Source organism: Variovorax sp. 10L426, assembly GCF_056395305.1.
Genome location: NZ_JBFTJF010000012.1, coordinates 1 through 12,456, shown reverse-complemented (window position 1 = coordinate 12,456; position 12,456 = coordinate 1). Strand labels below are relative to the sequence as shown.

At 64.7% G+C, this 12,456-nt stretch carries 16 protein-coding genes; 8 read left to right on the top strand and 8 right to left on the bottom strand.

The genetic code is table 11. The annotated features are described in order from the left end of the window. Window positions 1-6: 6 nt before the first annotated feature. The gene (locus tag AC1DHL_RS17975; protein WP_478162837.1) at window positions 7-666 is read left to right on the top strand and encodes a hypothetical protein; all 660 of its coding nucleotides are present in this window, start codon (window positions 7-9) and stop codon (window positions 664-666) included. Window positions 667-691: 25 nt separating this feature from the next. Here AC1DHL_RS17975 and AC1DHL_RS17970 read toward each other — a convergent pair whose 3' ends face one another. The 6 genes from AC1DHL_RS17970 to mltG form a co-directional block, all read right to left on the bottom strand. Next, the gene (locus AC1DHL_RS17970; protein ID WP_478162836.1) at window positions 692-1,354 is read right to left on the bottom strand and encodes an ankyrin repeat domain-containing protein; all 663 of its coding nucleotides are present in this window, start codon (window positions 1,352-1,354) and stop codon (window positions 692-694) included. Further along, a complete protein-coding gene (locus tag AC1DHL_RS17965; RefSeq protein ID WP_478162835.1) occupies window positions 1,351-2,157 on the bottom strand; it encodes a TatD family hydrolase in 807 nt (268 codons plus the stop codon). The genes AC1DHL_RS17970 and AC1DHL_RS17965 overlap by 4 nt, the downstream gene beginning before the upstream one ends. Window positions 2,158-2,233: 76 nt before the next feature. Next, window positions 2,234-2,608, bottom strand: coding sequence for a PilZ domain-containing protein (locus AC1DHL_RS17960; RefSeq protein ID WP_478105523.1), 375 nt, complete (start codon window positions 2,606-2,608; stop codon window positions 2,234-2,236). Next, a complete protein-coding gene (locus tag AC1DHL_RS17955) occupies window positions 2,605-3,624 on the bottom strand; it encodes a DNA polymerase III subunit delta' (protein WP_478162834.1) in 1,020 nt (339 codons plus the stop codon). Before AC1DHL_RS17955 ends, AC1DHL_RS17960 begins: the two co-directional genes overlap by 4 nt. Before the next feature lie 55 nt (window positions 3,625-3,679). Continuing rightward, window positions 3,680-4,339, bottom strand: a complete 660-nt coding sequence (tmk, locus tag AC1DHL_RS17950; protein WP_478162833.1) for a dTMP kinase — start codon at window positions 4,337-4,339, stop codon at window positions 3,680-3,682. Next, a complete protein-coding gene (gene mltG / locus AC1DHL_RS17945; RefSeq protein WP_478105529.1) occupies window positions 4,336-5,358 on the bottom strand; it encodes an endolytic transglycosylase MltG in 1,023 nt (340 codons plus the stop codon). The genes tmk and mltG overlap by 4 nt, the downstream gene beginning before the upstream one ends. An 86-nt stretch (window positions 5,359-5,444) precedes the next feature. Between mltG and ygfZ the strand changes: the two genes are divergently transcribed. From ygfZ to AC1DHL_RS17910, 7 genes are all read left to right on the top strand, one after another. After that, window positions 5,445-6,368, top strand: a complete 924-nt coding sequence (gene ygfZ, locus AC1DHL_RS17940) for a CAF17-like 4Fe-4S cluster assembly/insertion protein YgfZ (RefSeq protein ID WP_478162832.1) — start codon at window positions 5,445-5,447, stop codon at window positions 6,366-6,368. A gap of 126 nt (window positions 6,369-6,494) precedes the next feature. Beyond that, window positions 6,495-6,890, top strand: coding sequence for a nuclear transport factor 2 family protein (locus AC1DHL_RS17935; protein ID WP_478162831.1), 396 nt, complete (start codon window positions 6,495-6,497; stop codon window positions 6,888-6,890). 648 nt (window positions 6,891-7,538) lie between these two features. Next, window positions 7,539-8,315 carry a tetratricopeptide repeat protein gene (locus tag AC1DHL_RS17930; RefSeq protein WP_478162830.1) on the top strand — a complete coding sequence of 259 codons (777 nt, stop codon included), beginning with the start codon at window positions 7,539-7,541 and terminating at the stop codon, window positions 8,313-8,315. Continuing rightward, window positions 8,312-9,313: a dienelactone hydrolase family protein gene (locus AC1DHL_RS17925; RefSeq protein WP_478162829.1), complete on the top strand. Its 1,002-nt coding sequence runs from the start codon at window positions 8,312-8,314 to the stop codon at window positions 9,311-9,313. Before AC1DHL_RS17930 ends, AC1DHL_RS17925 begins: the two co-directional genes overlap by 4 nt. Window positions 9,314-9,476: 163 nt before the next feature. Next, a complete protein-coding gene (locus AC1DHL_RS17920; protein WP_478162828.1) occupies window positions 9,477-9,905 on the top strand; it encodes a hypothetical protein in 429 nt (142 codons plus the stop codon). A 39-nt stretch (window positions 9,906-9,944) separates the two neighbouring features. Then, window positions 9,945-10,415: a hypothetical protein gene (locus AC1DHL_RS17915; protein ID WP_478162827.1), complete on the top strand. Its 471-nt coding sequence runs from the start codon at window positions 9,945-9,947 to the stop codon at window positions 10,413-10,415. A gap of 30 nt (window positions 10,416-10,445) precedes the next feature. After that, window positions 10,446-11,273 carry a DsbA family oxidoreductase gene (locus AC1DHL_RS17910; protein WP_478162826.1) on the top strand — a complete coding sequence of 276 codons (828 nt, stop codon included), beginning with the start codon at window positions 10,446-10,448 and terminating at the stop codon, window positions 11,271-11,273. 5 nt (window positions 11,274-11,278) lie between these two features. Here AC1DHL_RS17910 and AC1DHL_RS17905 read toward each other — a convergent pair whose 3' ends face one another. Both AC1DHL_RS17905 and AC1DHL_RS17900 read right to left on the bottom strand, forming a co-directional pair. Continuing rightward, on the bottom strand, window positions 11,279-12,259 hold the full coding sequence (locus AC1DHL_RS17905) for a Bug family tripartite tricarboxylate transporter substrate binding protein (RefSeq protein WP_478162825.1): 981 nt from the start codon (window positions 12,257-12,259) through the stop codon (window positions 11,279-11,281). A 46-nt stretch (window positions 12,260-12,305) separates the two neighbouring features. Next, window positions 12,306-12,456: NAD(P)(+) transhydrogenase (Re/Si-specific) subunit beta (locus tag AC1DHL_RS17900; RefSeq protein WP_235507861.1), on the bottom strand; the 151-nt coding region annotated here is incomplete at its 5' end.

Sequence of the window (12,456 nt, the reverse complement as noted above, 5' to 3'; positions counted from 1 at the left end):
ACGACCATGAAAGGATCATTCACCAGGTTGCTCGCGGTCCCTCTGGCCACACTCATTCTGGCCAGTTTCGCCATGACACCTGCGGCCGAGGCTCGGGAAGGCGGCGGCGGTGGTCGCGGCGGTGGAGGCGGTGGCGGTGCGCGTGCCRGGGGCGGCGGGGGTGGCGGTGCTCGCGCTGGAGCAGCAGGAGGCGGCGGCGGTGCGCGCGCGGGTGCGGCTGCAGGCGGGGGTGCAGCCGCGGCCGGGGGTGCCCGCGCGGGCGCGGGCGGCGGTGGCAGGCAGCAGGCCAACAACAGCAGGGCCGACACACGGACCAATGACGTTCGCAGCTCCAGCGTCAACAACGTCAACAATGCCAGCCGCAACACGAACGTCAACGCCAACCGGAACACCAACGTCAACGCGAACCGCAACACCAACGTCGTCGTGGCCGGCGGCAACAACAATTGCTGTGGCGGCTGGGACAACGACTATCACCCGGTCGCCGGCGCCGTAGCAGTCGGCGCCGCGGTGGCAGTGACGTCGGCTGTGATCGGCTCGATGGTCAATACGGTGCCGGCCAACTGTGCCCCGGTCAACTACGGCGGCATGGTCTACCAACAATGCGGAAGCACGTGGTACCAGCCGCAAGGGTCTCAGTACGTCGTGGTCAATGCCCCGTACTAGCCTCTGGCCTGCCGCCCTCGCCCGCTCACCACTTCCCGTCAGCGGGCTTCTTCGGCCGCATGGCTGCCGTCAGCATCTCCATGGCACCCGCCCGGTTGGCACGCTTCGCGAAGTCGGCGGCCGTCATGCCTTGCTCGTTCTTCATCAGCGGATCGGCGCCCTCGTCGAGCAGCAACTTGACCGCCGCATCGGACCCGTACATCGACGCCATCATCAACGGCGTGGTGCCGTTCGGCGACTGCGCGTTGATGAAGGCATCGTTGTCCAGCAACAGCTTCATGATTTCCAGATGACCGTTGGTCGTCGCATAGTGCAGCGGTGTCCAGCCAGGCTTGTTGACGTCGGCATCGCGCTCGATCAAGCGCGCGACGATGTCCTTCTGGCCCTTGATCGCCGCCAGCATCAGCGGACTTTCGTCCTTCGGATTGCGCGCTTCGACGTCGGTCTTCGGGAAGTCCAGCAGCACCTTGATGACCTTCGGCGAAGGCTCCCGCAGCGCGATCAGCAAGCCGGTCTGGCCGTGTTCGTCGCGGGTATTGGGGTCGAATCCACGGTTCAGGAGGTTCTGGACGCCGCCCGCGTTGTCCGCGCGCACGGCCCTGAAAAAGTCATTGAACGAATCCGCGTTTGCCGAAAAAGATGCAGCAATAACAATAAGATAAATGAGTTTCTTGAAGTAATTCTTCATGTGTTGACCCCAGTGAACAGGGCCTCGAAGTTGTCGCTGGTCACCTTGCCGATGGTCTCGATCGGCAGCTTGCGCAGTTCGGCGATCTGTTTGGCCACGTAGGGCACGTACGACGGATTGTTGGTCTTCCCGCGGTATGGCACCGGGGCCAGGTAGGGGCTGTCGGTTTCGATCAGCATGCGGTCGAGCGGGACGAAGGCCGCCACGTCGCGGAGGTCTTGCGCCTTCTTGAAAGTCAGGATGCCCGAGAAGGAGATGTAGAAGCCGAGGTCGAGGGCAGCGCGCGCCACCTCGGCCGTCTCGGTAAAGCAGTGGAAGACACCGCCGGCTGCCTTGGCACCGCCGTCCTCGCCCTCCTCCTTCAGGATGGCCAAGGTGTCCGCCGAAGCTTCGCGAGTGTGAATGATCAGCGGCTTGCGCGTCTGCTGAGCCGCCCGGATGTGGACTCGGAAGCGGTCTCGCTGCCATTCGAGGTCAGCGATGCTGCGGCCGCCCTTGCGCTCTTCCATCTGGTAGTAATCCAGGCCGGTTTCGCCGATGGCGACGACCTTGGGCAGCGCGGAACGCCGCACCAGATCCTCCACGGTGGGCTCGGCGATGTCTTCATTGTCCGGATGGACGCCTACGGAGGCCCAAAAGTTGTCATAACCAGACGCGAGCGCCTGCACATCGTCGAATTCCTCCAGCGTGGTGCAGATGCAGAGGGCCCGGTCGACCTGCGCGGCGGCCATGGCAGCGCGGATCTGCGGCATCTGGTCCGCGAATTCGGGAAAGGTCAGGTGGCAGTGGGAGTCGGTGAACATCGCGGAATGTTGAAGTGGCGGCGCATGGCGCGCCGCGTACGGTCCGCAGTCCGCGTCCAGCAGGACGGGATTTGGATCAGATGGTCTGGGTCGGCCGGTCGGACGCCATGGTGCCACCGAGCGCCTCTTCGATGCGCAACTTCAGTTGTCGCGACTTGTCGTCGGATGGGAAACGGATGCCCACGCCGGGCGCCCGGTTCCCGGCGGCGCGGGCCGGCGTGATCCAGGCCACCTTGCCGGCGACCGGATAGCGTTGCGGATCGTCGGGCAGCGTGAGGAGGACATAGACATCGTCACCGAGTCGGTATTCGCGCGAGGTGGGAATGAAGATCCCGCCTTCCGCGAACAAGGGAATGTAGGCCGCGTAGAGCGCCCCTTTTTCCTTGATGGCGAGTTGGATGACGCTGGGCCTGACAGGCGCGGACGGGGCGGGTGTGGCTGGTGTGTTCATGGGCGACGGCGTGCCGAGTTTAGGGTGGTTCGCGCTTCGCTCACAAGCGCCTCGATCATGAGTCCCGCATTGAATGGATGTTCTGCGGTTTTTGCCGCATTCGCGAGCGACCGCGACCAGCGGGCCAACGCGCCCCTGGACGGCGGAGGCGGCAGATCGGCAGCATCGAAGAATCGCGGAGCGGCGCCGCTGTCCGCGGCCATCAAATCGTGACAGAGCTTTTGAAGTGCGCCAATCGCCTGGGCCGGCGCGTGGTCGGCCAGCGCGCCGACGTCGCCTCGGGACATGGCCTTGGGAAGCATGCCCCAGGCTTTCGGCGATTGCCCCTGGCTCGCCAACCGCAAAGCGTCGCTGGGGCGACCGCCGGCTGCGCGCAGCAAGGCGACGGCATCGCCAGCAGGAATACCCTGCCCGACCAGCCAGTCACACGCCTCGCCCTCTTCCGGCCACGGCAGCGTGAAGCCCAGGCAGCGGCTGCGGATCGTGGGCAGCAATTGCCACGCTGCCTCGCTCGCGAGGACAAAGCGCACATCGCCGACAGGCTCCTCCAACGTCTTCAACAGCGCGTTGGCGGTGATCGTGTTCATGCGCTCGGCCGGATAGACGAACACCACCTTGCCCCGCCCCCGCGCGCTCGTGCGCTGGGCAAAGCCGACGGCGTCGCGCATGGCTTCGACGCGGATCTCGCGGCTGGGTTTTCGCTTCTTGTCGTCGATGTCGGCCTGCGCCTTTTCGTCCAGCGGCCAGCCCAGTTCCTGCATGGCCACTTCCGGCATGAGCACGCACAGGTCGGCGTGCGTGCGAACCTGGATGGCATGGCAACTCGGGCAGTGGCCGCAGGCACCGTGGCCCTTGGATTCGTCAGGCTGTTCGCACAACCACGCCGCGGCCAGCGCGAGGCCCAGCTCGTATTGACCGAGGCCAGAGGGCCCCTGCAGCAGCCAGGCGTGCCCGCGCTGGCGCAGCAGTTCGGTCAGCGGCTTGCGCAACCATGGAGACAGCGCATCCGCTTTCATTCGGCAACCTCCGCGCTACAGCGCTGCGGTATTCGCCTTGGGGCGGCCCGCCGGCTCATGGCGCGCCTCCGGTTTGCGAGGCGACCAGGCCTCGCTCAGCCAATGCTTCCTCGATCTGTTGCCAGACGCCGTCGCGGGATTGCCCGGCGTCTATGCGAACGAAGCGCGGCGCCCGCTCTGCGCGCTCGGCATAGCCAGCCGCGACACGCCGAAAGAACTCGACCGGCTGCGACTCGAACTTGTCCGGCAGTCGCGCACCAGCCAATCGCTCGGCGGCCGTTTCAGGCGCAAGGTCGAACCAGAGCGTGATGTCGGGCTGCAGCAGCGCGCCGTCGTCCGATGCCGGTTGGGATTGCACCCACTGTTCGAGCACCGACAGCACCGTTGGATCGAATCCGCGCCCCGCTCCCTGGTAGGCAAAGGTCGCGTCGGTGAAGCGATCGCACAGCACGACATCGCCTCGCGCCAGCGCGGGCAAGATCACCCGCACGACATGGTCGCGGCGCGCCGCGAACACCAGCAGCGACTCGGTCAACGCGTCCATCGGCTGTTCGAGGATCTGCGCGCGCAAGGTCTCGGCCAGCGGTGTGCCGCCGGGCTCCCGCGTGCGAGTGACCTGCCGGCCCTGCGCCTTGAACAGCGCTTCGAGCGCATCGATATGACTCGACTTGCCTGCACCGTCAATGCCTTCGAGTGTGAGGAAAAGCCCCTTCATTGCCCACTCCGCTGGTTCGGGTCGGTGGCGCCGCGCTGATAGCGGTTCACTGCCCGGTTGTGCTCATCGAGCGAACTGCTGAACTGGCTCGTTCCGTCCCCGCGAGAAACGAAATACAGCGACTTGCTTTGTGCCGGCTGCACTGCAGCCAGCAACGCGGCCTTGCCCGGCATCGCGATGGGCGTGGGTGGCAGGCCGTTGCGTGTGTAGGTGTTCCAGGGCGTGTCGGTCTGGAGGTCTTTCTTGCCCAACTTGCCGTCGAATCGCTGGCCCATGCCGTAGATGACGCTCGGATCGGTCTGCAGAGGCATTCCGATTCGCAGGCGGTTGTGGAAGACCGCGGCGACCTCGGCGCGGTCCTGGGCCTTGCCTGTCTCCTTTTCGACAATGCTGGCCAGAGTCAGCGCCTCATCGGGCGTCTTGACTGCGATGTCGGGCGCGCGGGCCGCCCAGGCGGCGTCGAGCTTCTTGTCCATGGCGCGCATGGCCCGTTGCAGGAGCGCGAAATCGGTCGAGCCCTTGGAGTAGGTGTAGGTATCCGGGAAGAAGCGCCCCTCCGGATGGACACCCGCCCTGCCGAGCCGGGTCATGATTTCCTCGTCGGACTGCCCCAGCGTGTCGGGTTTCAACTGGTCCGCCTTGGCCAGCGCGGCGCGCACCTGACGGAAGTTCCATCCCTCGACCAGCACCAGGCTGCGGGTCGCCTCCTCGCCGCGCACCAGCACGCCGAGCAGCGTGCGTGGCGTGATGCCGCGCTCCAGTTCGTAGCTGCCGGCACGCATCTGACGGTCCTGTCCCGAAAAACGGAACCACCAATAGAGCAATTGCGGCGGCACGTCCACGCCCGTGTCCGCGACGGCCTGGGCGATGCCGCGTGGCGTGGTGCCGGGCTCGATCGACAGATCGACGTTGGGCGCCGGTAGGCGCAGCGGCTGATTGAGCCACCAGAGGCCCGCCGCGCCGAGACCCAGGACGACAAACGCAGCGAGCAGAAAGAGTGTGAGGAAGAAGCGGCGCACGGATTCCGACGAAGGAAGCGAACAGAGAGAAATATGAGGAAGCCCTGCGGACCGAACGGAACGGAGCAGACCATGATAATTCAGCGATGACCTCTGTCGTTCTGAATGGCGTGACTGCCCTTTCCCACCTCGGTGTGATCCGCGCCGAGGGCCCCGATGCTGCCAGCTTCCTGCATGGCCAGCTCACCCAAGATTTCGCATTGCTCGATGCGTCCGAGGCGCGTCTTGCAGCACTTTGCACGGCCAAGGGGCGCGCGATCGCGAGCTTCATCGGCATCCGGCCGCAGCCCGAACGGGTGCTGCTCATCTGCAGCCGGGACATCCTCGCGGCAACGCTCAAGCGGCTTTCGATGTTCGTGCTGCGTGCGAAGGCAAAGCTGAGCGATGCGAGCGACGATTACGCCCTCTACGGCGTAGCGGGCATGGCCTTGGCCGCCAACGACGTCGATCCGGCCGCGCTTCCGGGCCGCGCCGCTGCCATCGGTGAGGCGCATGCCGTCACGCTCTACCCGTCCGACGGCGTTCCGCGTGCACTGTGGATCGCACCCGCCGGCCAGGCCGCACCCCAAGGCCCGGCGCTCGATCCTGCACTCTGGCAGTGGAGCGAGGTTCGCAGCGGCATCGTGACGCTGACTTCACCGGTGGTCGAGGCTTTCGTGCCGCAGATGATCAATTACGAATCGGTGGGCGGTGTGAACTTCAAGAAAGGCTGCTATCCGGGCCAGGAAGTGGTGGCGCGCAGCCAGTTCCGCGGCACGCTGAAGCGGCGCACCTATCTCGTGCAGGCCAGCGACGAGATTGCCGTCGGCCAGGAGGTGTTCGCCGCCAGCGATCCGGAACAACCGGTCGGCACCGTGGCTCAGGCGGCGCCAGCGCCGAACGGCGGCTGGGCCGCGCTGATCTCGATTCAGATCGCGGCCATCGACGCCGGTGGTCTGCATGCGCGATCGGCCGACGGCCCGGCGCTCACGGTCGAGCCCCTGCCCTATCCGTTGCTCGAAGACATCTAGGCCTGCCTGCCACGGCGATTGCCGAGGGAACGGGATTCACGCTGCAACCTTTACGTCTTCATGCAAGTGCCGCGCGCAATGTAGTACTAAGCTACTCGTCCCTTCACGGATCCGAGGAGCGAGGCCATGGGAAAACCAACTGAAGTCGCCAAGCAAGCCTATTCAGCCTTCGCGAGCCGAAACATACCCGCGCTTCTCGAAATGCTTGCCGATGACGTGGAGTGGCGCTTCCTCGCCAGCCCGGAGACCGGCACGCCTTATGGCGGAACCTTCAAGGGCAGGCAGCAGGTTGCAGGGTTCTTCATGAAGCTGGCGGAGTCGGTCGAGATTCTCGAATTCGAGCAGCGCGAATTCCTGGAGGGGCCCGATCACGTCACGGTCCTCGGCCGCACAAAAGCCCGGGCCCTCCCCGATGGCAAGGTTCACGACACGGAGTGGGTGCAAGTCTCTGTCGTGGACAGCAACTCCAAGATCAGCCGCTGGTTCGGCACCGAGGACAGCGCGGCGAGACTCGACAAGTAAGCCACGGCGACGGGCTGCGATTGCTGGGGGCCTGCAAAAAAACTTCAACACTGAATCCGCCTGCTCGTTCGGTGAGCATCGCAGCGGAAGCCAAGCAGGATGCGGCTCCGGCGAGATGCTCAGTCGGTTATCCACAGAGTCATGCACCGGCCAAGGGGAAAACAATCCCTTGACTTTCGTATTTTGGTGCAGCGCACAAGTCTCTTTTCTCATTGGGAGCGGCACGTTTTTCGTGCGCCGGCGCAGCGCAGTGCAGCACGCCAAATTGGTGCGGTGCACCCCATCTTTTCCACAGTGAGACGCGAGCGGTAACTCACTTGCCCATGGGTCGCGGACTGTCCGGGCGCGTTGATCAATGGAGCCCGCTGGCAGGGTTCGTCAAAACGTCGCGCGGCCTTCGTCGATTGGTCGGCCAACGATCGGCAGCGAGGCGGTGCGAAGGCGCGCGAGGCGACAAAAAGGGAACAGAATCCGCTCCAGCGGCCGCGCACGAATGGCCGAAGGCTTGATGCCGAGGTGGAGGGGTGAGAAATCCAACAGCGGACCGGGGCGCAGCCACGCACGAATCGTCCGGGGCCTTGTCCGGTGGCGGTACTACGAGATCGAGACAGCACGGGCCCGGCTCCCAGGCCACGAGAAGGACCCCCGGTGGACGCCATCGCACTCGGCATTCGTGACCTGGATCAAGGGAGCACCAAGGGAGATTTCGAGCGGGCCCGCCAACGGTTCGAGTTTGCGGCAAGCGCCGATCCGAATTCAGTCGAGGCGTCCGTCGGCTTGGGGGCGGCGCACCTGACGGAGTTCTATTCCCTCCAGAGCGAATCGCCGCGCGACGAGTTGGATATCGCCGAGAAAGCGCTTCGGCGAGCGCTCGACCTGGGACCGGACAATCCGCAGAACCTCGCGGCGTGGGCAGAGATGCTCCTGCTGCGGGGCCAGCCGGACGAGGCGTTCTGGCTATGGCGAAAGACACTCGACATCAGCCCCGACGACCAGATCGGGCACCTGCGCCTCGCCAACGCACTCATCAGGCAGGGGCGCTTCGCCGAGGCGCAGCAGCACCTCGACAAGGTCACCGACCTGCGGCCCTACCAGACGCGGCGGCGACAGATTCTCAACCAGAGCCTGGCCGATACCGCGTTTGCGCAGGGGCGGGACGATGAGGCCTACGACATCCTGAAGAAGTGGTCTGCCGAGTTTCCGAACAACGGCAAGCCCTACCTCATGCTCGCCGCGATCGATGCGCTGCACGGCAGGGACGCCGCCGCTGCGGCCAACATGGCGAGGCATCGTCGGATGCTGCCCTTGAGCAACATCGCCTACGTCGTTCTCACCTATCCGTCGAACGACCCGGCCTTTCTCGCACAGCGTGCGAGGCTGGTGGACGGCCTTCGAAAAGCGGGACTTCCGGAGGGCGGCAAATGAAAAAAACTCGAGCGATCGCAGTGCTTGGCGCGGCGCTTTTCGCCGTTGCTGCACACGCGCAGCCACAAATGCCGCCCGCCCCGGGGGGGTTTGCGTCGATGGTGTTTGCGCGCGACCTCTATGACGCACCCAAAGGCGGTGAGGCGGTGAGTGTCCGATCTCGCCAAGCGGGATCGACGGATCTCTTGATCCCGGCCATTCTCTTCAAGCCCGCCGGCACGCCCCTGGGCGCCGTGGTCATCGTCAATTCGCCGAGTGGATGGAGTGACGCGCGTGAGGGCCATTACGCCCGATCGCTGAGTTCGGCGGGATATGCAGCCCTCGCCATAGACACCTACGGCCCGCGCGGCATCGCGAACACGCAAGCCGACAACACGCAACTCAGCACCTCCGCACAGATGCGGGACGCCTTCGCTGCACGCAGATACCTGATCTCCATCGGCTACCCGGCCGACCGAGTGGCCATCATGGGGACCGGACGCGGCGGAACGATCGCGCTCCTGACTGCCGATCGAACTTTTCTCCAGGACGAAAAGGAGCGCTTCGCCGCGGCAATGGCCGTCAGCGCGGGATGCCTCTTTCACCCGCGGGAACCTCGGGCCGGCGCACCGATATTCATGGCGCTCGCGGAGAAGGACGACATCACGGGCGTCAAGTCCTGCGAAAAGCTGGCGAGCGAGTACGCCGCGGCGGGCGGCACCGTCGTCGTCAAGGTCTACAGCGGTGCATCGAACGGCTTCGACGGCCACCCGGTGATGAATCGCATGATTCACGATCCCGTCGTGGAAACCTTCGTGAACTGCTATGTCCCGGTCGAGCCTGACGGGCGATCGACCTACAACGGCAAGACCTTCGCCGAAAACGACTCCGGTTCGTTGATCATGGAGATGCGCAAGTCCTGCATCCAGCACGGCGGATCGGGGTGGACCAATGTCACGCGCAAGGCCAACGTCACGCTCGACCTGATCGAGTTCCTGGACGCCAACTTCCGCAAGTAGCCGCGACGGTCCGATCGTCGAATCTTCGTCATCGATCGGCCAAACCTCGTCCCCTGATCGGCGCGCGGACGTGCCGTACCGGGCCGGCACACATACCTTGAGCGGGTCGGCAACCAGGCGCTCCTGCATGGCCCGATGTCTTGACCCAGCAAAGGCCATCACCATGAAAACACTGCCCTACGTTGTCGGCACCGCCGTGCTCGTATTCGCCAGCAGCGGCCTGCGCGCCCAGAACGCACCCGCCGGAAGAAGCGCCGCAGAGGTTCAGGCCGAGGCCATCGCGGCGGCCCATGCCCCGGACCAGAACGGCGCGGCCGGAACACGCGGCTTCGGTCCTTTCACATCGACCGTCGATCCTGAAAAGGTGCGTCAGGACGCTGTCAATACGGCCAATGCACCCGACCAGAACGGCGCGGCCGGCACGCGCGGCTTCGGCGAATTCAAGGGGGCGACAGACCCGGCGGCCGTGGCTGCAGCGGCCAAGGAAGCCGCAGCCGCGCCCGACCAGAACGTGGCGAGCGGATCCAAGTTCAACAGCAAGGTGCCGCCCTCGACCCTTCCCAATCCCGCCACCGTGAGCGTGGGCAAATAGCGGCATCAAGCACCTCAGCCCGTTCACCCGGAGATGAACATGAAGAAAACATGGACTGCTGCCGCATTGGCAATCTGCGCGATGGCCTGGTGCGCGCCGGGCATGGCGCAACATGGGAATGCCGATCCGCCGAAATGCAACCTGCGGACCTTGAGTGGTTCTTATGTGCTGGCCGCGAGCGGCTTCGTGATCGTGGCTGGCGTGCCTCAGCCCAAGGCCCTCATCGAGCAGATCGACTTCAATGGCGACGGCTCCGCAGTCTCGCCCAATGCCGCGCTGGCCCTGAACGGCAACGCGCTCGCGTTCAGCTCGGGCGGCGCCGCGAGCTATGAATTCGATGGCGATAGTTGCTCGGGCAAGATCTCCTTTGCGAACGGGCCGACCCACAAGGTCTACATGGATCCGGACGGCGACAAGGGATGGACCCTCGTGTGGATGCCCGTCGGCAATGTGTTCCAGGGAACCCTCACCCGGGTCTGGCCCCCGAAGGGCCGCGACGAGCGGCACTGACGTTGCGGCGACGTATGCAGAGCTCGCACCATGATCACGGTTTCCTGGCGGATGGCCGTGATCATGGCCCGTCTTGCGGCGATGGCGTTGATGCCGTTCGCCCAAAGCTGCGGTGATGGAGGTCGCAACCCGCCGATACAGATCCTGAACGGCCTTTGGGAGAGATCCGTCCCCTCCTTGAAGAAGGGTCCGTTCGGCGCAATCAAGGTACACCATCGACGCATGAACCCCATCCTCCCTACGCTTGCCATCGATGTCAGCTTCGATCTGATCTGCCCCTGGTGCCTGATCGGCAAGCGACATCTGGACACTGCCATCGGCATGCTGCGCGAGCAGCGTCCCGAAGTGGCGGTCGAAATCACTTGGCGCTCGCATCCCCTGATCCCCGACATCCCGAAGCAGGGTGTGTCTTACGTCCAGTTCTATCTGCAAAGGCTCGGCAGTGCGGAGGCCGTGGCGTCACGCCAGGCACAGGTGCGCGAGGCGGCGCGCGCCGCCGGGGCCGAGATTGCATTCGACCGCATCAAGGTGTTTCCCAACAGCCTGGACGCTCACCGGTTGGTCGCCCAGGCGCAAAGCCAGGGTGGCTCGGCCCTGGCTGGCGCGGTGATCGACGCGCTGTTCGAGCGCTACTTCGTTCGCGGCGAGAACATCGGGGACGCCGGCGTGCTCGCCGAACTACGGGCCGAATGCGGGATCTCGCCTTCTGATGTTGCCGGGTCAGGTGTGCCGGCAGCGGCGCGCGGCATGCACGGCGTGCCGTATTTTCTGTTCAACGAAGCGGTCGCCGTCGAAGGCGCGCAGCGTCCTGCCTGGCTGATGGAAGCGATGCTTCACGCGCTCTCGCCTTCGGCCTGAACGTCTTATTCATCAACCCGAACGCCTGATTGCGCGACGGTGGCCGCCCATTTCTTCTGCTCTTCCTGAATCAGGTCGGCAAATTCCTTCGGCGTGCTGCTGGCGGGATCAAAGCCGCGGCTCGCCAGGCGTTGACGCACTTCCGGCATCTTGAGGATCTTCACGATCTCGCCGTTGAGCTTCGTCACGATCTTGTCGGGTGTGCCTGCAGGAACCACCACGCCATACCACTCGGTGAAATCGATATTCGGCACGCCCGCTTCAGCCAGCGTCGGCACGTTGGGCAGCAGCGCCAGCCGACGCTTGCTCACCACCGCGAGCGCCTTGAGTTGGCCGGACTTGAGCAGTGGATCCACCACAGGAAGGCCTGGGAACATCAATTGAACATGGCCGCCGGCCAGGTCTGCCAGCGCCGGCGGTGCTCCCTTGTACGGCACATGAACAATGTCGATGCCGGCCTGTCGCTTGAAGCCTTCGCCGATGAGGTGGAGTTGCGTTCCGGGTCCCGATGACGCATAGCTGATCTGCCCTGGACTCGCCTTGGCCTTCGCAATCAGTTCCTGCACTGAACTGGCTACCGAGGGATTGGCGACCAGGACGTAGCTCAGCGTGACGAGTTGACTGACCGGCGTGAAATCTCGCGACAGATCGAACGGCAGATTGCTGTAGAGACTGCGATTGATGATCATCGGCGTCGTCGCCATCAACAACGTGTATCCGTCGGGGGCAGCTTTGGCTACCGCGGCCGCCCCAATGTTCCCGGCTGCGCCGGGTCGGTTGTCCACGATCACAGGCTGCCCCAGATTGACAGACAACTGCTCGGCAATGACACGCGCAGCGATGTCCACGCTGCCGCCCGCCGGCCATGGCACGATCAATTTGACCGCGTGCTGCGGATACACGTCTTGTGCGAAGACGCCCGCACCGGCGACTGCCAGGCAGAGTGCGGCCAATGCCAGCCGCGCACAACGCATTGGGTTTCTCATGAAGTTGTCCCTTGTCTCTTGATCGTTGGTCTGCGCGTGGGCGTGCTCACTCGATCGCCTTGCCCATGTCCTCGACCACCTTCTTGGCGTCGCCGAAGACCATCATGGTCTTGTCCATGTAGAACAGCTCGTTGTCCAGCCCCGCGTAGCCCGCGGCCATGCTTCGCTTGTTCACGATCACCGTCTTGGCCTTGTAG